The 20817-nt window shown below is 73.9% G+C and carries 17 protein-coding genes and 1 tRNA gene; 14 read left to right on the top strand and 4 right to left on the bottom strand.

The features are described 5' to 3' along the window. Positions 1-17: 17 nt before the first annotated feature. A complete protein-coding gene (locus AC0I8G_RS09690) occupies positions 18-1088 on the bottom strand; it encodes a FecCD family ABC transporter permease (protein WP_471729721.1) in 1071 nt (356 codons plus the stop codon). Positions 1089-1374: 286 nt separating this feature from the next. On the opposite strand from AC0I8G_RS09690, the gene AC0I8G_RS09685 reads away from it, so the two are divergent. Genes AC0I8G_RS09685 through hrpB form a run of 3 tightly spaced genes read left to right on the top strand, consistent with a single transcriptional unit; the run spans position 1375 to position 6373 of the window. After that, on the top strand, positions 1375-3018 hold the full coding sequence (locus tag AC0I8G_RS09685; protein ID WP_471729720.1) for a DEAD/DEAH box helicase: 1644 nt from the start codon (positions 1375-1377) through the stop codon (positions 3016-3018). Positions 3019-3042: 24 nt separating this feature from the next. Then, positions 3043-3858 carry a hypothetical protein gene (locus AC0I8G_RS09680; protein ID WP_471729719.1) on the top strand — a complete coding sequence of 272 codons (816 nt, stop codon included), beginning with the start codon at positions 3043-3045 and terminating at the stop codon, positions 3856-3858. Between the two features lie 4 nt (positions 3859-3862). Beyond that, positions 3863-6373, top strand: coding sequence for an ATP-dependent helicase HrpB (hrpB, locus tag AC0I8G_RS09675; RefSeq protein WP_471729718.1), 2511 nt, complete (start codon positions 3863-3865; stop codon positions 6371-6373). On the opposite strand, the gene AC0I8G_RS09670 is transcribed toward hrpB, so the two are convergent. Then, entirely contained in the window at positions 6365-6874 is a 510-nt protein-coding gene (locus AC0I8G_RS09670) for a phosphoribosyltransferase (protein WP_471729717.1), read from the bottom strand. The genes hrpB and AC0I8G_RS09670 overlap by 9 nt on opposite strands. 53 nt (positions 6875-6927) lie before the next feature. Between AC0I8G_RS09670 and AC0I8G_RS09665 the strand changes: the two genes are divergently transcribed. Together AC0I8G_RS09665 and AC0I8G_RS09660 are read left to right on the top strand one after the other, a co-directional pair. After that, positions 6928-8052 carry an FAD-dependent oxidoreductase gene (locus tag AC0I8G_RS09665; protein WP_471729716.1) on the top strand — a complete coding sequence of 375 codons (1125 nt, stop codon included), beginning with the start codon at positions 6928-6930 and terminating at the stop codon, positions 8050-8052. A gap of 37 nt (positions 8053-8089) precedes the next feature. Continuing rightward, on the top strand, positions 8090-8581 hold the full coding sequence (locus AC0I8G_RS09660) for a glutathione peroxidase (protein WP_471729715.1): 492 nt from the start codon (positions 8090-8092) through the stop codon (positions 8579-8581). Between the two features lie 10 nt (positions 8582-8591). Here the strand turns inward: AC0I8G_RS09660 and AC0I8G_RS09655 are convergent, their stop codons facing one another. Together AC0I8G_RS09655 and AC0I8G_RS09650 are read right to left on the bottom strand one after the other, a co-directional pair. After that, a complete protein-coding gene (locus tag AC0I8G_RS09655; protein ID WP_471729714.1) occupies positions 8592-9281 on the bottom strand; it encodes a SprT-like domain-containing protein in 690 nt (229 codons plus the stop codon). Between the two features lie 132 nt (positions 9282-9413). Beyond that, positions 9414-9485: transfer RNA gene (locus AC0I8G_RS09650), tRNA-Arg, on the bottom strand. Between the two features lie 117 nt (positions 9486-9602). Here AC0I8G_RS09650 and argS point away from each other — a divergent pair. The 9 genes from argS (at position 9603) to AC0I8G_RS09605 (ending at position 20817) form a co-directional block, all read left to right on the top strand. After that, complete coding sequence (gene argS, locus AC0I8G_RS09645) at positions 9603-11267, top strand: arginine--tRNA ligase (protein ID WP_471729713.1); 1665 nt, start codon at positions 9603-9605, stop codon at positions 11265-11267. Between the two features lie 14 nt (positions 11268-11281). Further along, a complete protein-coding gene (gene lysA, locus AC0I8G_RS09640) occupies positions 11282-12673 on the top strand; it encodes a diaminopimelate decarboxylase (protein ID WP_471729712.1) in 1392 nt (463 codons plus the stop codon). Positions 12674-12757: 84 nt separating this feature from the next. Continuing rightward, positions 12758-14065, top strand: a complete 1308-nt coding sequence (locus AC0I8G_RS09635) for a homoserine dehydrogenase (RefSeq protein ID WP_380161456.1) — start codon at positions 12758-12760, stop codon at positions 14063-14065. Further along, positions 14065-15156 (top strand): threonine synthase, encoded by a 1092-nt coding sequence (gene thrC, locus AC0I8G_RS09630; RefSeq protein WP_380259927.1) that lies wholly within the window; start codon positions 14065-14067, stop codon positions 15154-15156. Before AC0I8G_RS09635 ends, thrC begins: the two co-directional genes overlap by 1 nt. Positions 15157-15224: 68 nt before the next feature. Beyond that, entirely contained in the window at positions 15225-16157 is a 933-nt protein-coding gene (gene thrB / locus AC0I8G_RS09625; RefSeq protein ID WP_471729711.1) for a homoserine kinase, read from the top strand. 345 nt (positions 16158-16502) lie between these two features. After that, the gene (rho, locus tag AC0I8G_RS09620) at positions 16503-18683 is read left to right on the top strand and encodes a transcription termination factor Rho (RefSeq protein WP_471729710.1); all 2181 of its coding nucleotides are present in this window, start codon (positions 16503-16505) and stop codon (positions 18681-18683) included. Positions 18684-18819: 136 nt separating this feature from the next. Then, on the top strand, positions 18820-19038 hold the full coding sequence (gene rpmE, locus AC0I8G_RS09615) for a 50S ribosomal protein L31 (protein ID WP_471729709.1): 219 nt from the start codon (positions 18820-18822) through the stop codon (positions 19036-19038). A 93-nt stretch (positions 19039-19131) separates the two neighbouring features. Beyond that, positions 19132-20199, top strand: coding sequence for a peptide chain release factor 1 (prfA, locus tag AC0I8G_RS09610; RefSeq protein ID WP_471729708.1), 1068 nt, complete (start codon positions 19132-19134; stop codon positions 20197-20199). A 132-nt stretch (positions 20200-20331) separates the two neighbouring features. Continuing rightward, positions 20332-20817: an ArsR/SmtB family transcription factor gene (locus tag AC0I8G_RS09605; RefSeq protein ID WP_380161459.1), complete on the top strand. Its 486-nt coding sequence runs from the start codon at positions 20332-20334 to the stop codon at positions 20815-20817.

Here is a 20817-nt window from a genome sequence, read left to right as displayed (position 1 = left end):
CTCCGACGTCCCCGCGCTCACAGCTGGGCCAGCCGACGACGCCGGACGAGCGCGACGAGGACGGGCGCCCCGAGCACCGCGGTCACGATGCTGACCTCCAGCTCCCCGGGCCGGACCACGATCCGGCCCAGGACGTCGCCGAACAGCAGCAGCGCCGGCGCGACGACGCAGGAGAGGGGGAGGACCCAGCGCTGGTCCGGTCCGGTCAGGGCGCGCACGACGTGCGGCACGGCGAGACCGACGAAGGCGATGGGGCCCGCGGTGGCCGTGGCGGCCCCGCAGAGCAGGGTGACGGCGAGCGCCGTGAGCACCCGGGTCCGGGTGACGTTCGCGCCCAGCGCCCGGCCCGAGTCCTCGCCCAGCGCGAGGGCGTTCAGGGCCCGGGACTGGGTGAGGGCCAGCAGGATCCCGACCGCGAAGAACGGCAGCATCTGCCAGAAGGTCGTCATGTCGTGCCCGGCCAGCGAGCCGACCTGCCAGAACCGGAACCGGTCGAAGGTCGTGGTGTCGAGCAGCACCTGCGCGCTGGTGTAGGCGTACAGCGCGGCCGAGATGGCGGTGCCGGCCAGGGCGAGCCGGACGGGGGTCGCCCCGCCGCGGCCGGTGGCGCCGAGCAGGTAGACCGCGACCGAGACGACCGCAGCGCCGAGCATCGAGGCCCAGACCAGCTGCAGGCGCGAGGTCAGGCCGAACACGGCGAGCGCCGTGACCATGGCAGCGGCGGCGCCGGAGTTCACGCCCAGCAGGCCCGGGTCGGCGAGCGGGTTGCGCGTCAACGCCTGCATGAGTGCCCCGGACAGGCCCAGGGCGGCGCCGACGACGATGCCGATGAGCGTGCGGGGGATCCGTAGTTCCCGGACGACGAGGACGTCCTGGGAGCCACTGCTGCCGTCGGTGAGTGCGCGCAGGACCGTGCCCAGCGGGATCTCGCGCGACCCGATCGCGAGGCTCGCGAGCACGGCCAGGCCGAGCAGGGCGCAGGCGAGGAGCAGGGCGAGGGGGCGGTTCACCCGCCGCTTCGCCGGAGCCGGCCCGGTGCGCGCGGCGGCCGGCGGCGGCGCACTCGTGGAGGTGGACGAGGTGGACACGGAAGTGAGGTTAGCCTCTCCACCCTCCGGCCCGAAACGTGTGTCCCCGACCCCCACGACCCCGGATCGTGACGCTCCCTTCCTGTGATCGCGGGGGGCGCTGCCGATGGGAGGGGGCGACGGTCGGTAGGATGGTCGTCGGCGGACGCCAGTGCGTCCGCGGTCGAGTGTTCAGCACCGAGCCCCAGGGGCCGGAGCGCAGGTCCCTCGCACGGCCTCCGGGCCGGCGGGTGTGGTCGGGCACCACGGCCACTTCCCGTCGTGTCCGTCCTCCGAGAGGCTCCTTGTGAACTCGTCCGCGTCCCGCGGCCCCCGCACGTCCAGCTCCACCCCCCGCACCGAGGGTTCGGTGCCGCCGCCGCGCCGGCGTCGTCGCGCCAGCGGTTCGGGCACCGCGACCGACCAGGCCGCGCAGCAGTCCCGCAGCCGCCAGAACCCGAACCAGAGCCCGAACCAGAGCGCGAACCAGGCCCCGCGCCAGGCGTCCGCCGAGCGCGTCCCGGCCCAGCGCCCCGTCCAGGCCTCGAGCGGCGCCGAAGGCTTCTCCGACACGGCCGTGGAGATCGTCGAGGACGGGCGCAGCTTCGCCGACCTCTTCGTCCCCCAGCCCCTCGTCGACGTCCTCGCGAGCACCGGCGTGATCAGCCCGTTCCCGATCCAGACCGCGACGCTGCCCGACTCGATGGCCGGTCGCGACGTCCTCGGTCGCGGTCGCACCGGCAGCGGCAAGACCATCGCGTTCGCGCTGCCGCTGGTGACCCGTCTCGCCGCCTCGACCCGCCCGCGCCGCAGCAAGCGCCCGCGCGCGCTCGTCCTGGTCCCGACCCGCGAGCTCGCCAACCAGGTGTCGGCGACCGTGACGCCGCTGGCCCACGCCCTCGGCCTCAGCACCACCGTCGTCTTCGGTGGCGTCGGACAGAACCCGCAGGTCAACGCGCTGCGCGACGGTGTCGACGTCCTCATCGCCTGCCCCGGCCGGCTCGAGGACCTCATCCGCCAGGGGCACTGCCAGCTCGACGCCGTCGAGGTCACCGTCCTGGACGAGGCCGACCACATGGCCGACCTGGGCTTCCTGCCCGGCGTGAAGCGCCTGCTGGACGCGACCCCCGTGGTCGGTCAGCGTCTGCTGTTCTCGGCGACGCTGGACAACGGCATCGACGTCCTGGTCAAGCGCTACCTCTCCGAGCCCGTCGTGCACTCCGTCGACCCGGCCGTCGCGCCGGTCTCGACCATGGAGCACCACGTCCTCGAGGTCGCCGCCGACGGGAAGAACTCCCTGGTGCGCGAACTGGCGGCGGGGGAGGGCCGCACGGTCCTCTTCACGCGGACGAAGCACGCGGCCAAGAAGCTCGCGAAGCAGCTGACCGCGAGCGGGATCCCCGCCGTGGACCTGCACGGGAACCTCAGCCAGAACGCCCGCGAGCGCAACCTCGGTGCGTTCTCCGACGGCTCGGTGAAGGTCCTCTGCGCCACCGACATCGCCGCCCGCGGCATCCACGTGGACGACGTCAGCATCGTCGTGCACGTCGACCCGCCGACCGAGCACAAGGCGTACCTGCACCGCTCCGGGCGCACCGCCCGCGCCGGTGCCGGTGGTCTCGTCGTGACCGTCGCGACGCCCGACCAGCGGGGTGACGTCCGGACCCTGGCCCGCCAGGCCGGCATCTCGCCGCAGTGGACGAACGTCTCCGCGCAGCACGAGCTCGTCGGCCGTCTCGTCGGCCCGGCCGCGGCGCACGTCGACCCGGCGGACTCGCCGGTGCCGACCGCCCCGGCCCAGCCGCAGCCCCAGCGTCGGGCCAAGACCCCGACGCGCCAGCCCGTGGCCCGTCGGGGCGCGGCACCCGCCGCGGAGGCGACCGGGGCTCCCCGCCGTCGCCGTCGTGGTGGTCACGGTCGCGGGCCCGCCACGGGCGGTCCGGCGAACTGAGGCTTCCCGCCCTAGATTGCTGAGGTGGGCGGGGCGGGTGGGGTGGGCAGGCCGGGGTCGCCCAGCTGGTGGGGCTACAGCCACCCCCACAGCCGCGCCGCGGCCCACCTGTTCTTCTGGCTCCTCGTCGCGGGTGTCCTCGGAGCCCTCTGGTGGTGGTTCAAGGGCCGGCACGCGCCGGTCCGGCCGGCGGCGATCCGCATCCTGCAGGGGGTCGTCGCCGGACTGGCCGTCACCTCGATCCTGCTCGGCACGGCCTGGCGCAGCGTCACCGACCTCGGTGCCGCTCCCGTCTGCGCCGCGCCGCCGGGGGAGGAGTGGGGCTCCACCGCCGACGTTCCCGACCTCACGCCGTCGCTGTTCGCGCAGAAGGTCGCGACCTGGCCCGAGACGGGTCTGGCCATGCTCTACGCCGACGCCCGCGGTCTCACCGTGTGCCGCTACGCGGCCGCCGACTACTACGTCGGGGTCGTCTCGAAGGCGGTGGCCGGCAAGCGCACGGTGAACTTCGGGGACATGGTGATCTCCCCGCGCTTCCCCACGGTCCCCTCCGACGCGGCGAACCTCGCCGAGCACGAGTCGCACCACCGACCGCAGTGGGCGGTCGCCACGTTGCTCGCCGGCCCGGCCGCCTTCCCGGTCGCCTACGGCGTCGACGACTTCTTCTTCCCCGGGGCCCGCAACCACTTCGAGCGCCTCGCCGGTCTCCAGCTCGGGGGCTACGTCGACGTCGGCCACGGACCCGTCCTGGGGGACCGTCAGGTCGTCGCGCTCGTCGTCGTCGGGCTCGGTCTGGGGGCGGTGCCGCTCCGGCGGGTGCGGTCACGGCAGGCAGGATGAGCGGGTGCCGCCCCTCGTCCCGTCGATCCCCCACCACCTGCTCTCGGCCCTGCCCGTCGCGGCGGTCCTGCCCGAACTGATCGACGCGCTGCGCTCCCGGGGGACCGCCGTCCTGCAGGCCCCGCCCGGCACGGGCAAGACGACGCTGGTGCCCCTCGCGCTGGCCGACGCACGCACCGGGAAGGTCGTCGTCGCCGAACCCCGCCGGGTCGCCGCCCGAGCGGCCGCGGCCCGGATGGCCTCGCTGCTCGGCGAGCCGGTCGGGGCCACCGTGGGCTACGCCGTCCGCGGTGAGCGCAAGGTCTCCGCGGACACCCGCGTCGAGGTCGTCACCACGGGACTGCTGCTGCGGCGCATGCTGCACGACCCCGAACTGCCCGGTGTCGCCACCGTCCTGCTCGACGAGGTCCACGAACGGCAGCTCGACGCCGACCTGGCGCTCGGGTTCGCCCTGCAGGCCCGGGACCTGCTCCGCGAGGACCTCTGGCTGCTGGCCGCCTCGGCCACCCTCGACGTGCCGCGCCTGGCCGCGCTGCTGGACGGCCCCGTCGTGACCGCGACCGCACCCGTCCACCCGCTCGAGGTGTCCTGGTGCCCGCCGCCGCGGCCGGTGCGACCGCCCGAGGGCCTCCGCGTCGACCCGGCACTGCTGGACCACGTCGGCAGGCTCGTGGGGCGGGCCCTGGAACGCGACGGTGACGTGCTGGTCTTCCTGCCGGGGGCCGGGGAGATCCGTGCGGTGACCAACCGCTTGCAGCGCAGCGCCTCCCTCGCCGACGTCGACCTCGCCGAGCTCAGCGGCGGCCGGTCCGGGGCCGAGCAGGACGCCGCGCTCCGGCCCGGTCCCCGGCGTCGGGTCGTGCTCTCGACCGCCGTCGCCGAGTCGTCGCTGACCGTCCCGGGGGTCCGGACCGTCGTCGACGCGGGGCTCGCCCGCGTCCCGCGCATCGACCACGCCCGGGGCTTCGGCGGTCTCGACACGGTCCGGGTCTCGCGCGCCTCGGCCGACCAGCGGGCCGGTCGCGCGGCCCGCGAGGCCCCCGGCACGGTGCTGCGCGCCTGGTCCGCCGCCGACCACGGACTGCTGCTCGCCCACACCCCGCCGGAGATCGCGACCGCTGACCTGACCGGGTTCGCGCTGCTCACGGCGGGCTGGGGCGACACCGACGGGCTGCCCCTGCTCGACCCGCCGCCCGCCGGCCCGCTCGCGGCGGCCCGGGAGGCGCTGGAACGGCTGGGGGCGCTCGCGGGCGGACGGATCACCCCCTCGGGCCGGGCGATGGCCGAGGTCGGGCTGCACCCGCGCCTGGCCCGGGCCCTGCTCGACGGGGCCGGGTGGGTCGGGCCCCGGACGGCGGCCGAGGTCGTCGCGCTGCTCTCGGAGGACTCGCTGCTGCGCGGCGGTGACGACCTCGTCGCGTCGTGGCGGGCGGCGGAGGGGGACCCGGTGTGGCGGCGGGAGGTGTCCCGGCTGCGCTCCTCGGTGCCCTCGACGCACACGACGCCCCCGGGGTCCGGGCGCGGCGGTTCCACCGGCCTGCCCCGCGACCTCGCTGCGGCGGTCGTCGTCGCCCTCGCCCACCCGGAACGCGTTGCCCGGCAACGCACCCCGGACGGTGTCGCGTACGCGACGACGGGCGGAACGGGGGTCGAGGTCGCCCCGGGCAGCGGGCTGCGCGCCGCCCCGTGGCTCGCGGTCGCCGTCGCCGACCGCGCCCCCGGGCGGGCCGCCGCCCGCGTCCGCTCGGCGGCGCCGCTGACCGAGGACCTCGCCCGTTCCGTCGTGGGGGTCGAGGTCCGTGACGAGGTCGTCTGGCGCGACGGGGACGTCGTGGCCCGCCGGGTCGAGGGGGTCGGGGCGGTGGAACTGGCCGCCCGGCCGCTGCCGCACCCGCCGGCCGAGCTCGTGGCCGCGGCCGTCGCCGACGGGATCCGCCGGGAGGGGCTGCGTCTGCTGTCCTTCGGGGCGGGGGCGGCGTCGTTGCGCTCCCGGGTGGCGTGCTGCCGCGCCGCGCAGGGCGGTCCCTGGCCCGAGCTCGGGGACGAGCACCTGCTCGCCACCCTCGACCAGTGGCTCGGTGCCCAGCTGGCGGATGTCCGCTCGCGGCGCGACCTCGCCCGGATCGACGTCGTCGCGGCCCTGCGGGCGCAGCTGCCCTGGCCGCAGGCCGCCCGCCTCGACGAGCTCGCCCCGGTGGACCTGCCCGTGCCGAGCGGGCGGTCGGTGCGACTCGACTACACCGACCCGGCCGCCCCGGTGCTCGCCCTGAAGCTGCAGGAGGCCTTCGGGTGGAGGGCCACGCCACGCCTGGTCGAGGGCCGGGTGCCCGTGGTGCTGCACCTGCTCTCACCCGCCGGTCGGCCGCTGGCCGTCACCGCCGACCTGGAGTCGTTCTGGCGCAACGTCTACCCGTCGGTCCGGGCCGAGAACCGGGCCCGCTACGCCAAGCACCCCTGGCCGGAGGACCCGCTCACCGCCGTCGCGACGGCGCGGACGAAACCCCGCTCAGGCTGACGCGGAGCGCCGCGCGACCTCGGGGACCGGTCCCTCCGAGGACCACGGGAAGTCGATCCACCGGTCGGTCTCGCGCCAGGAGTACTCCGGCGCCAGCCGGGTGGTGGGCTTGCGGTAGACGACGACGGAACGGGCCCTGATCCCGGCGTCGGCGCACATCCCCACCACGACGGCGAGGGTCCGGCCGGTGTCGGCGACGTCGTCGACGACGAGGACCTCGCGGCCGGCCAGTTCGGCCAGGTCCACGGAGGGCGCCAGCACGACCGGTTCGGGCAGGCGGGAGTCGACGCCGGTGTAGAACTCGACGTTGATGGTCGCGGTCTCCTTGACCTCCAGCGCGTAGGCCAGCCCGGCGGCCAGCGGCAGCCCGCCGCGGGCGATCCCGAGGATCACCTCGGGGCGGTAGTCCGTGTCGGCGGCGATCGTGGAGGCGAGTTCCCGCACGGCCTCCCCGAAGGTCGACCAGGTGAGCACTTCGCGGGCGGAGGCGTCGGACGTCACCCGGGGAGGCTAGTCGACCCCCTCGCCCCGCCCGGGCTCCGCTGCCCGGGCCGATGGCGAGCGCAGAACCGGCCCCGGCGCATACGATCACTGACTGTGACGACTCGAGACCGGGTGGGTGGCGGGTGAGCCCCGCGCTGTCGACGGTCGACGTCGTCGTCATCGGTGCCGGGCAGGGCGGGCTCTCGGCCGCCTTCTTCCTCGACCGGGCCGGGCTCGACCCGGGTCGCGGCTACGTCGTCCTCGACGCCGACGACGAACCGGGGGGCGCCTGGCGCCACCGCTGGTCCGGCCTCACCATGGACCGCGTCAACGGCGTCCACGACCTGCCGGGTTTCCCGCTGGGGGCCGTCGACCCGACCGCACCGGCCCGCGAGGTCGTCCCCGCCTACTTCGCCGAGTACGAGCTCCGGCTCGGGCAGCCGGTCCGTCGACCCGTCGTCGTGCAGGAGGTGCGACCGGCCGGGGCCCGCCTCGTCGTCGACTCCACGGCGGGCAGCTTCGCCGCCCGCGCGGTGATCAACGCCACCGGCACCTGGACGAGACCGTTCTGGCCCACCGCTCCCGGGCGCGAGACCTTCCGCGGCCGGCAGCTGCACACTGCCGACTACCCAGGCCCGCGGGACTTCCTGGGGCAGCACGTCGTCGTCGTCGGCGGCGGGATCTCCGCCGTCCAGCACCTCGAGGACCTCTCCGGTCTGGGCATCGCCACGACCTGGGTCACCCGGCGCGAACCGGACTTCCGCGACGACTTCGACGTCGAGGCCCGTCGAGCGGCCGTGGAGGTCGTGGCCCAGCGGGTGGCGGCGGGGGAGCCGCCCGGTTCGGTCGTCTCGGCGACCGGGTTGCTGCTCACCCCGGAGGTCGCGGCGCTGCGCGACCGCGGCGTCCTCAAGCGCCACCCCATGTTCGCCCGCGTCGTCCCCGACGGGGTCCGCTGGGCCGACGGCTCCGAGCAGGCCGCCGACGTCATCCTGTGGGCCACCGGGTTCCGGCCCGCGGTCGACCACCTGCGCCCCCTGAAGCTGCGGGAACCGGGCGGCGGGATCCTCGTCGACGGCACGCGCGCGGTCCGTGAACCGCGGCTGCACCTCGTCGGCTACGGACCCTCGGCCAGCACGATCGGCGCGAGCCGGGCGGCCCGCGAGGCCGTGCGCGAGGTCCTCGCCGGCCGGTGAGGTCCTGCGGCTCCCGACCGCGGGGTACGTTCCGGCCATGACCTCGCCCTTCGACACCCCCCTCACCTCGCTCACCGGTGGCGCGCTCGACCCCGCGCAGTTCGCCGGCAAGGCCGTGCTCGTCGTGAACGTCGCCTCCCGCTGTGGTTTCACCCCGCAGTACGAGGGGCTGGAGAACCTCCAGAAGGAGTACGGCGACCGCGGGTTCACCGTGCTCGGGGTGCCCTGCAACCAGTTCAAGGGCCAGGAGCCCGGGTCGGAGGAGGAGATCGCGGAGTACTGCTCCGCGACCTGGGGCACGACCTTCCCGATGACCGGGAAGGTCGAGGTCAACGGCCCGGGCCGCGACGCGCTGTACACCGCGCTGGTCGACACCGCGGACGCCGAGGGTGCGGCCGGCGACGTGGCCTGGAACTTCGAGAAGTTCCTCGTCTCGCCCGCGGGTGAGGTCGTCGGTCGGTTCCGCTCGCGGACCACGCCCGAGGACGCTGCGCTGCGCTCCGCCGTCGAGGCCCAGCTCCCCGCCTGACCCCCCTCCCTCACCGTCCCCGCACCGGCTGAGCCAGCGGGAACGGGACGGTGAGCACACCGCGTCCGACCTGGACGTGGTACCGGGTCCGACCGAGCTTCACGATGCGGCCGGTGGCTCCGGCGAACCGCCCGACGCCCCCGACCCGCACCACCGAACCCACCGGCAGGTGCTGCGGCGCAACGACTCCGGAGGGACCGGCCTGCAGGCGGGCCCACTCCTGCCGGTAGCCGGGCGTCATCTCCGTCAGCGGGACCTCGCGGCCGCGGTGGCTCCAGCGCAGCACGTTGGCCGGGTCGAAACCCCCCGCGCACCTCCCGCACGCCACCACCCGGCTCGGCCGCTGGTGACGGGTCACGACGTGCCCCGCGCGGCAGGTCCCCGACCAGGGACCGTCGGGCCGGGGCGCGGAGGACAGCCGCCGGGCCGAGCAGCCGATGCGTCGGGCCGTCGCCCGCCACACCGCGTCGTGACCGTGGTGCGGACCCACCAAGGCGTGCGCGATCTCGTGCAGGATCGTGTCCCGGACCTCCTCGGGCGAGTGCAGCGCGGTCAGCGGTGCGCTCAGCCCGATCTCGCGCCGGTCCGCCCGGCACACCCCCGCCCGCGTCTTCGCGCGGTCCAGCACGACGCTCCAGCCGGTCAGTCCGTGCTCGGCGAGCAGCCTCCGCGCCACCACCACCGCGTCCTCCACGTCCACCCGCGCATCCTCTCCCTCGACCCGGGGAGGCATCCGAGCACGGAGCTCCGACACGACCGGCTCGGCGGACCAGAACGAAGACCGGAACGACGAAGAGGACCCCGCACGTCAGTGCGAGGTCCTCTGCTGCTGTGCCCCCGGCAGGACTCGAACCTGCGCACACGCCTCCGGAGGGCGATGCTCTATCCGCTGAGCTACGGGGGCCCGCGGTGCCCTGCGAACACTACCAGCGCCTCCGGGCCCGCTCCGACCACGCCCCGGACCCCCTGCGCCGAACGGGGCGGACCGTGGGGACCTCACGCGCCGGTAGGCTTGACCCCCGTGACTCCCGCCGAGCTCTCAGCTGCCCTGAGGGACGCCCTGACCGCGGCCGTGACCGCCGGAGAGCTGTCCCTCGACCCCGCCGACGTGCCGGCCGAGGTCCGCGTGGAGCGTCCGAAGAACCGCGATCACGGTGACTGGGCGACCAGCGTCGCCCTGCAGCTGGCCAAGAAGGCCGGCGTGCCCCCGCGCGACGTCGCCACGCTGGTCCAGCAGCGACTGCTCACCGTCGAGGGCGTCAAGGCCGTCGACATCGCCGGCCCGGGCTTCCTCAACATCACCCTCGACGCCGCGGCCGCCGGCGAACTGGCCCGCGGCGTCGTGACCGCCGGTGCGGCCTTCGGTCGGGCCGCCACCCCGAGCGGGGAGCGGATCAACCTCGAGTTCGTCTCCGCGAACCCGACGGGCCCCATCCACCTCGGCGGGACCCGCTGGGCCGCCGTCGGCGACTCCCTGGCCCGCGTCCTCGAGGCCGGCGGTGCGACCGTCACCCGCGAGTACTACTTCAACGACCACGGCGCCCAGATCGACCGGTTCGCCCGCTCGCTGCTGGCCCGCGCCAACGGCGAACCCGCCCCCGAGGACGGCTACGGCGGCGGCTACGTCTCCGACATCGCCGCCGCGGTGGTGGCGAAGGTGCCGGGGACGATGGACCTCCCGCGCGAGGAGCAGCAGGAGACCTTCCGCCGCGAGGGCGTGGAGCTGATGTTCGCCGAGATCCGGGCGAGCCTCGCCGAGTTCGGCGTCGAGTTCGACGTGTACTTCCACGAGGACTCCCTGCACGCCTCCGGGGCCGTCGACCGCGCCGTGCAGAAGCTGCGCGACCTCGGCCGCATCTACGAGTCCGACGGTGCGACCTGGTTGCGCACCAGCGACTTCGGCGACGACAAGGACCGCGTCGTCCTCAAGAGCGACGGCAACCCGGCCTACATCTCCGGGGACCTCGCCTACTACCTCGACAAGCGCGAGCGCGGCTTCGACCGCTGCGTGATCATGCTCGGAGCCGACCACCACGGCTACGTCAACCGGATGATGGCGATGTGCGCCGCGTTCGGGGACACCCCGGGCGTCAACCTCGAGATCCTCATCGGCCAGATGGTGAACCTCGTCAAGGACGGCGTCCCGCTGCGGATGAGCAAGCGGGCGGGGACCGTGGTGACGATGGAGGACCTCGTGGAGGTCGTCGGCGTCGACGCCGCGCGCTACTCGCTGGTGCGTTCCAGCGTGGACTCCAGCATCGACATCGACCTCGACGTCCTGACGAAGCGCAGCAACGACAACCCGGTCTTCTACGTCCAGTACGCCCACGCCCGCACGGCCAACGTCGCGCTCAACGCGGCCACCGCCGGGGTGCGCCGCGAGGACGCCTTCGAGCCCGCGCTGCTGACCGACGAGACCGAGTCGCTGCTGCTGGCCGCCCTCGCGGAGTTCCCCGCCGTGGTGGCCCGGGCGGGGGAGCTGCGTGAACCGCACCGCGTGGCGCGCTACCTCGAGGAGCTCGCCGGGCGGTTCCACAAGTTCTACGACGCGTGCCGGGTGACCCCGCGCGCCGACGAAGAGGTCACCGACGTCCACCGGACGCGGTTGTGGCTCAACGACGCCACCCGGCAGGTGCTGGCCAACGGCCTGACCCTGCTCGGTGTCTCGGCGCCGGACCGCATGTGATGGAGAGGATCTGAGTGGCGAACATCGCCGTCGTCCCGGCCTGGCTCACGCCGCCCGCGGACGTCAACGAACTGCTCCCGCAGCTGTGGGCGCGCACCGTCGGCCGCGACGAGGCGGGGGCCCTGCACGTGGGGGGCACCGCGGTCGGTGACCTCGCCCGGACCTACGGGACGCCGCTCTACGTGGTCGACGAACTCGACTTCCGCTCCCGGGCGGTCGCCTTCCGCGACGCCTTCGCCGACGCCTTCGCCGACCTCTGCGGCGGTGCCGACGTCTACTACGCGTCGAAGGCGTTCATCGCGACGGGCATCGCCCGCTGGATCGCCGAGGACGGGCTGCACCTCGACGCCGCCTCCGCCGGAGAGCTGGACCTCGGCCTCCGGGGCGGGATCCTGCCCGGGCGGATCGCGTTGCACGGCAACAACAAGTCGCGCGCCGAGATCTCCGCCGCGCTCGAGGCCGGCGTGGGGCGCATCGTCCTGGACTCCCTCGCGGAGATCGACCTCGTGGCCGACCTGGCCCGCGAGCGCGGTGTCGTCGCGCCCGTCATGCTGCGCATCACGGTCGGGGTGGAGGCGCACACGCACTCGTACATCGCGACCGCCCACGAGGACCAGAAGTTCGGGTTGTCGCTGGCCTCGGGCCGGGCCGAGGCCGCCGTCGCGAAGATCCTGGCCCGTCCGGAGCTGCACCTGCTGGGTCTGCACAGCCACATCGGCTCGCAGATCTTCGACATGGGCGGGTTCGAGGTCTCGGCCCGTCGACTGCTCGAACTGCACCAGAAGGTCGAACGCGACCACGGGGTGGAGCTGCCCGAGATCGACCTCGGTGGCGGCTACGGGGTGGCCTACACCTCCGAGGACAAACCGCTGCAGCCGGTGGAGATCGCCGGCCGCCTCGCCGAGATCGTCGCCCGCGAGTGCCTCGTGCAGGGCATCGCCGTCCCCCGCGTGTCGGTCGAACCCGGTCGCGCGATCGCGGCGCCGAGCACGTTCACCCTCTACGAGGTCGGCACGACCAAGGAGGTCGAGCTCGAGGGCGGCACCCGTCGCCGCTACGTCTCCGTCGACGGCGGCATGAGCGACAACATCCGCACCGCGCTCTACGACGCGGACTACTCCGCGACCGTCGCCTCACGCGCCTCCACCGCCACGGGCGTGCTCTCGCGCGTCGTCGGGAAGCACTGCGAGAGCGGCGACGTCGTCGTGCGGGACGAGTTCCTCCCCGAGGACACCACGGCGGGCGACCTGCTCGCGGTCCCCGGCACCGGGGCCTACTGCCGGAGCATGGCGAGCAACTACAACCAGGTGCCCCGCCCGGCCGTGGTGGCCGTGCGCGACGGGGCCGCGAAGGTCCTGGTGCGCCGCGAGACGCCCGAGGACCTGCTCGCGCTCGATGCCGGGTGAGCGGCGGTCGCCCGGACCGCCCGGTCCGGCACAGGTGAGAGGGTGGGGCCGGAACGTGCTGGACGAACTGAGGGGACTGCTGCGGTGGAGCCGGTGAAGGTCGCGCTGCTCGGGTGCGGTGTCGTGGGCACCGAGGTCGCGCGACTGCTGAGCACGCAGTCCGCCGAACTCGCGTCGCGCGTCGGTGCACCGCTGGAGCTCGTGGGGATCGCGGTGCGCCGCCTCGGCCGCGACCGCGGTCTCCCGATCGACCCCTCGTCGTTCACGACCGACGCGGAGGAGCTCGTCACCCGTGCCGACGTCGTCATCGAGGTCATCGGCGGGATCGAACCCGCCCGCGGGCTCATCCTGCGCGCGATGGAGCACGGCGCGTCGGTCGTCACGGCCAACAAGGCGCTGCTCGCCGCCGACGGCCCCACGCTGTACGAGGCGGCGGCCAAGAACGGCGTCGACCTCTACTACGAGGCCTCCGTCGCCGGGGCGATCCCGCTGCTGCGCCCGATGAAGGAGTCGCTCGCCGGTGACCGCGTCACCCGCGTGCTCGGCATCGTCAACGGGACGACGAACTACGTCCTGGACCAGATGGACACCACCGGCATGGGCTTCGCGGAGGCCGTCGAGCAGGCGCAGGCCCTGGGTTACGCCGAGGCCGACCCGACCGCCGACGTCGAGGGCTTCGACGCCGCCGCCAAGGCCGCCATCCTGGCCTCGCTGGCCTTCCACACCCGCGTCAGCCTCGACGACGTCCACCGCGAGGGGATCACCGAGGTCAGCGCCGCCGACGTGCGGGCCGCCCAGCTCCAGGGCTGCGTCGTGAAGCTGCTGGCCATCTGCGAACGCGGCGTCGACGCCGAGGGCAACGAGGCCGTCTCGGTGCGCGTGCACCCGGCGATGCTGCCGCGCGGGCACCAGCTCGCCGGCGTGCGCGGCGCGTTCAACGCCGTCTACGTCGAGGCCGAGTCCGCCGGTCAGCTGATGTTCTACGGCCCCGGCGCGGGGGGTCAGCCCACCGCCAGCGCGGTCATGGGCGACGTCGTCGCCGTGGCGCGGCACAAGGTCGTCGGGGGTCGCGGGCCGGGGGAGTCGGCCTACGCCCAGCTCCCCGTGCAGCCGATGTCCGAGACCGTGACGCGCTACCACGTGCGCCTCGACGTGGCCGACAAGCCGGGCGTCCTGGCCCAGGTGGCCGGCGTCTTCGCCAAGCACGACGTCTCCATCGAGGCCGTGCAGCAGCGCCAGGTGCCCACCGAGGACGGCGGTCGTGCCGTCCTGGTCGTGGTGACGCACAGCGCACCCGACGCCGCCCTGTCGACGACCGTCGACGAGCTCGAGCAGCTGGACATCGTGGACTCCGTGGCCGGCGTGCTGCGGGTCGAAGGAGGGGACGCCTGATGGCGCACGTGTGGCGGGGTCTCATCGAGGAGTACCGGGACCGGTTGCCGGTGACCGACTCGACCCCGGTGGTCACCCTCGGCGAGGGCGGCACACCGCTCGTGCCGGCGTTGGTGTTGTCGGAGAAGGCCAAGGGCCGGGTCTACCTCAAGGTCGAGGGCTGCAACCCGACGGGTTCCTTCAAGGACCGCGGCATGACGATGGCCATGACCCGGGCCAAGGAGCTCGGGGCCGAGGTCGTCGTCTGCGCCTCCACCGGCAACACCTCCGCCTCGGCGGCGGCCTACGCCGTCGCCGCGGGCATCCGCTGCGCCGTGCTCGTGCCGGACGGCAAGATCGCCCTGGGCAAGCTCTCGCAGGCCGTGGCCCACGGAGCGACGCTGCTGCAGGTGGACGGCAACTTCGACGAGTGCCTGACCCAGGCCCGCAAGCTCGCCGAGGCCTACCCCGTCGAGCTGGTGAACTCGGTCAACCCGTACCGCATCGAGGGGCAGAAGACCGGCGCCTTCGAGGTCGTCGACGTCCTGGGTGACGCCCCGGACATCCACGTGCTGCCTGTCGGCAACGCCGGCAACATCACGGCGTACTGGAAGGGCTACACCGAGTACGCCGCCGACGGCATCGCGACGAAGACCCCGAAGATGTGGGGCTTTCAGGCCGCCGGCGCCGCGCCGATCGTCAACGGTCACCCCGTCGACGAGCCCGAGACGATCGCGACCGCCATCCGCATCGGTCACCCCGCGTCCTGGACGGGGGCGACCACCGCCCGCGACAGCTCCGGCGGGCGCATCGGCGCCGTCACCGACGACCAGATCCTCGCCGCGCACCGCTGGCTCTCGGCCCGCGAAGGTGTGTTCGTCGAGCCGGCGTCCGCCGCCGGTGTCGCCGGCCTGCTCGCCGCGATCGAGGCCGGCGAGGTCGAACCGGACCAGACCATCGTGATCACCGTCACCGGGCACGGTCTGAAGGACCCCCAGTGGGCCCTCGAGCTCGCCGGCGAGGGTGCCGACGGCAAGCGGCACGCCGTGCAGCCGGTCCGGGTGCAGCCGGACGCCGTCACCATCGCCCGGGCCATGGGCCTGGACGTCTGAGCGCGCGGGTGTCGACCTCCCCACGGACGTCCGTCCCCACCCGGACGCGTGCGCTCACCCCGTTGCCCGTGGGGACGGCCGTCCTCGTCGAGGTCCCGGCCACCAGCGCGAACCTGGGCCCCGGCTTCGACGCGTTCGGCCTGGCCCTGGACCTGTGCGACGAGGTGCGCGCCGAGGTGGGGTCCCCAGGGGTCCGGGTGCGCGTCGAGGGCCAGGGCGCCGAGGCCCTGCCCACCGACGGCCGGCACCTGGTGGCGCGGGTCCTGCTCGAGGAGCTGGCCGCCGCCGGCTTCTCCGCTCCCGGGCTGGACCTGCTCTGCCGCAACGTGATCCCACACGGCCGGGGTCTGGGCTCGTCGGCCTCGGCGATCGTCGCCGGCCTCGCCGCGGCCCGCGCCCTGCTGCGCGCCGCCGGGGTCGTGCAGGAGAGCGACGTCCAGACCCGGCAGCGGTTGCTGACCGAGTCGACGCGCCGCGAGGGACACCCCGACAACGCCGCTCCCGCCGTGCACGGCGGGTTCACCATCGCCTGGACGCGGGGTGAGGACCCGACGCACCCGGACGCCGTCTCCTCGGTCCGCCTGCCCGTGCACCCCGACGTGCGGGCCGTGGTCTGCGTGCCCGCCGAGGAGCTCGCGACGTCGCGTGCCCGGGCGCTGCTGCCCGCGACGGTGCCGCACGCCGACGCCGCGCTGACCGCGGGTCGTGCGGGCCTGCTGGTGCACGCCCTGACCTCGGACCCGTCGATGCTCTTCGACGCGACCGAGGAACGCCTGCACCAGGCGCAGCGCGCACCCGCGATGCCGCGCACCGCTGAGCTCCTCGCCGCCCTGCGCGTCGAGGGACTGGCGGGGGTCGTCTCCGGGGCCGGACCCAGCGCGTTGACGTTGACGACGGCCGACCGGGTGGCCGACGTCGAGCGCATCGCGGCGTCGCGGGGAGGCTGGGACGTGCACGACCGCCCCGTGCACCAGCGCGGCGTGCAGTGGCGCGTGGATTGAGACGCACTGCAGGACAACGGGTGCAGACGTCGGCTCGGTTCGTGCGCACGACCCGCCGCCGCGTCCGAACGGGGGACGTGGAACGTCCGGCGGCCCCACGGTGTTAGAGTCGTGGACAGCACTCACGGGCAGGGCACTGGAGTCGTACCCACTTCGCACCTCGTTGTCGGGTCGTCTGCAGTTTCATCTCCTCCCTGCTCTCGAGCGCGTCTCCACGTCTGATGTGCGCCCCTCCGCGCGACCGTGGATTCCCATTCCTGCCCGATCGGGCAGTCATCGCGACACCCCGGACCCGGTTCGGCCGGCTCTGCAGGTCAGTCGCTCCGACGAGGGGGAAGGACCTTCGTGACCGACACCACAGACATCGCTGCCACCGACGGCGCGACCGCCGACGCGCCTGCGCGCCGTACCGGCAGCCTCTCCGCCCTGCGACTGCCGCAGTTGCAGTCGCTCGCCGCGGAACTCGGCATCTCGGGCACCGCCCGGATGCGCAAGGTGGACCTGCTCGCGGCCATCCGCGAGCACCAGTCCGTCGTGCCGCAGCGCGGGGGCCGTCCGGCCGCCGCCGCCGAGACGAGCACCCAGACCACCACCCAGACCGCTGAGGCCGGCGCGTCGCAGGCCCCGGTCGCCGCTGCGGCACCCGAGGTCCCCGCCGCTGCTGCGGTCGAGGCCCCCGTGGCGGAGGAAGCTCCCGCCACCCGCCCGCCCCGGACCCGGTCCCGTCGTGCGAGCTCGTCCGCCGGCGCTCCGCCGGTCGCCGAGCCCGCTGCTCCCGTGGCGTCCGAGACGCCCGCGCAGCCGGCCGTCGAGGTGCCCGCCACGCGCAACGAGCCGACGCTGGACGACTTCGTCGGGTCTCGCGGCGAGAGCCGCCCGGAGCGCCAGGAGCGCACCGAGTCCCAGGACGGCACCCCGCGCCTGTCCCGCCGTGAGCGGGCCCGTCGTGACCGGGTGCGCGAGCCCGACCAGCAGGTCGAGCTGCCGAACATGCCCCGCCGCGGCGAGAACAGCGCCCCCGAGGCCGAGCAGCGCCCCGAGCGCGCCCGGTCCGAGGCCCGCACGGAACCGCGCGTGGACCGCGAGCCGCGCGTGGACCGCGAAGCCCGCGAACCGCGGGTGGACCGCGAGCCGCGCGTGGAGCGTTCCGAGCGCACCGACCGTCCGGAGCGCCAAGAGCGCACCGACCGTCCCGAGCGCACCGAGAACCGCCCCGAACCCCAGGCGGCGTCGACCAACGGCCCCAGCGCGGGCTACGACGACGACGAGGCCGGTGGCCGTCGTGGCCGTCGCAACCGCTACCGCGACCGCAAGGGTCGCCGGGGCGGCCGTGAGGGCGCGCCCGGCGCTCCCGAGATCGACGAGCAGGTCAACGAGGACGACGTCCTGCTGCCCGTCGCGGGGATCCTCGACGTCCTCGACAACTACGCGTTCATCCGCACCTCCGGCTACCTCGCCGGTGCGAACGACGTGTACGTCTCGCTCGGCCAGGTGAAGAAGAACAACCTGCGCCCCGGCGACGCCGTCACGGGTGCCGTCCGTCAGCCCCGCGAGGGCGAGCAGACCGGCGCGCGGTCGAAGTACAACGCGCTCGTCCGCGTCGACACCGTCAACGGTGCCCCGCCCGAGCAGGCCCGCAACCGGCCGGACTTCGCCAAGCTCACGCCGCTCTACCCGCAGGAACGTCTGCGCCTGGAGACCGAGCCCAACGTCCTGACGACGCGCATCATCGACCTGATGTCGCCGCTCGGGAAGGGCCAGCGCGGCCTCATCGTGGCCCCGCCGAAGGCCGGCAAGACGATGGTCATGCAGGCCATCGCCAACGCCATCACGACGAACAACCCCGAGTGCCACCTCATGGTCGTGCTCGTGGACGAGCGTCCTGAAGAGGTCACCGACATGCAGCGGACGATCAAGGGTGAGGTCATCGCCTCCACCTTCGACCGTCCCGCCGCCGACCACACCGCGGTCGCCGAACTCGCCATCGAGCGGGCCAAGCGCCTCGTGGAACTCGGCAACGACGTCGTCGTGCTGCTCGACTCGCTGACCCGCCTGTCCCGCGCCTACAACATCTCGGCGCCCGCCAGCGGCCGGATCCTCTCCGGTGGTGTCGACGCCTCGGCGCTGTACCCGCCGAAGCGCTTCTTCGGTGCGGCCCGCAACGTCGAGAACGGCGGCTCGCTGACGATCCTGGCCTCCGCCCTGGTGGAGACGGGTTCGAAGGCCGACGAGGTCATCTTCGAGGAGTTCAAGGGCACCGGGAACATGGAGGTGCGTCTGTCCCGCCAGCTGGCGGACAAGCGCATCTTCCCCGCGGTCGACGTGCCGGCCTCCGGTACCCGTCGCGAGGAGATCCTCATGTCCCGCGAGGAGCTGGCGACCGTCTGGAAGCTGCGTCGCGTCGTCACCGCGCTCGACGCGCAGGCCTCCATCGAGCTCCTGCTCGACCGCCTCAAGAAGACCCGCAGCAACCTCGAGTTCCTGCAGCAGGTCCAGAGCTCGACCCCCTTGGTGAACAAGGACTGATCGGGAATGCCCTCCGGGGCCGTCGGGTTCCACTACCCGGCGGCTCCTGTGGGAGACTGCTTCGACACCGCAGGTACCGGCTCACGCCAGCACGAACGGCGACCCGGCACCGACTGAGCGCTATGAGGAGATCACCATGAAGGCCGGAATCCACCCGGACTACGTCGAGACCCAGGTCACCTGCACCTGTGGCGCGACGTTCACCACCCGCAGCACCGAGAAGAGCGGCGAGATGCGCGCCGACGTGTGCAGCGCCTGCCACCCCTTCTACACGGGCAAGCAGAAGATCCTGGACACCGGTGGCCGCGTGGCCCGCTTCCAGCAGCGCTACGGCAAGAAGACCGCCGACCAGTAGCCCGCTCACAGCGCCGGTCCCACCGCTTCCACGAGACGCGGAGGGGCCGGCGCTGTCGCGTTCCCGTCCGCACCTGACCCCTGGAGCTCCTGCGTGTTCGAAGCCGTGACCCCACTGCTCGACGAGCACGCCGAGCTGGAACGCCGGCTGGCCGACCCGTCCGTGCACGCCGACGCCGGACTGGCCCGCACGCTCGGGCGCCGCTACGCGGAGCTGGGGGCGGTCGTCCAGGCGCACGCCACCTGGCGCACCGCGCTCGACGACGCCGAGGCCGCCCGCGAGCTCGCCGCCGAGGACGCCGCCTTCGCCGCGGAACTGCCCGCGCTGCAGGAGGCCGCGGACGAGGCCGCCGAGAGGCTGCGCCGGTTGCTGCTGCCGAAGGACCCGGACGACTCTCGCGACGTGATCCTCGAGATCAAGGCGGGGGAGGGCGGGGAGGAGTCCGCGCTGTTCGCCGCCGACATGCTGCGGATGTACCTGCGCTACGCCGAGAAGCACGGCTGGGTGACCGAGGTCATCGATGGCACCCCCAGCGACCTCGGGGGGTGGAAGGACGTCTCGGTGGCGCTGAAGACACGCGGCGCGGCGGCCGAAGGGGTCTGGCACCGGCTGAAGTACGAGGGCGGGGTCCACCGCGTCCAGCGCGTCCCCTTCACCGAGTCCCAGGGTCGCGTCCACACCTCCGCCGTCGGGGTCCTCGTGATGCCGGAGGCCGAGGAGGTCGAGGTCACCATCGACGCCAACGACCTGCGCGTCGACGTCTTCCGCTCCTCCGGCCCGGGCGGGCAGAGCGTCAACACCACCGACTCCGCCGTCCGCATCACGCACCTGCCGACGGGGGTCGTCGCCAGCTGCCAGAACGAGAAGTCGCAGCTGCAGAACAAGGAGTCCGCGATGCGGATCCTGCGGGCCCGCCTGCACGCCGCGGCCCAGGAGGCCGCCGACGTCGAGGCCTCTGCGGCGCGCCGGTCCCAGGTCCGCACCGTCGACCGCTCCGAACGCATCCGGACCTACAACTACGGCGAGAACCGCATCGCCGACCACCGGACGGGCTTCAAGGCCTACAACCTCGACACCGTCCTCGACGGCGACCTCGACCCGGTCATCCAGTCGGCCATCGACGCCGACGAGGCCGCGCAGCTCGCCGTCTCCGACGTCTGACACCCCTCGTCTCCCGCGGAAACAACACTTTCCGCCCTGCGAAGCACGTTTCGAAGGGCGGAGAGTGTTGTTTCCGCGCGACCTCAGGTACGGATCCTTCCCAGTGAGTACGGAAGTGCGTAGGATCTACGCATGGACGACGAACGGTGGGACGTCCTCGAGAAGCGCATCGCGGCCCTGGAGGCCCGAGCGGCCGACGGGGCGGACCTGCGCGAGACCGACGAGTTCTGGGCTCTGCGCGAGCTGAAGCGGCGGGCGGAGGGACGGTCCCACGTCCTCTTCACCGGCAGCCTCACGCTGCCCACGGGTGCGCACTACGAGTGGCAGGAGACCGTCGAGGTCTCCTCCCTGCTCGCGGCGGACCCCACGGGGGCCGTCGCCGTGCTGTCCGCGCTCGCGCACCCCGTCCGCCTGCAGCTGCTGCACCGGGTGCTGCACGGCGGACGCACCGTCGCGGAACTCTCCGAGGGGCTCGGCACGTCCGGGCAGCTCTACCACCACCTGCGTCAGCTGGTCGCCGAAGGCTGGCTGGCCACCTCGGGACGGGGCGTCTACGACGTCCCGCCGGCGCGCGTCGTCCCGCTCGTGACCCTGCTCGCCACGGCCGGATTGAGGTAA

This window comes from Kineococcus sp. AC630, from assembly GCF_979255925.1.
This window is presented reverse-complemented; position numbering and strand designations above follow the sequence as displayed.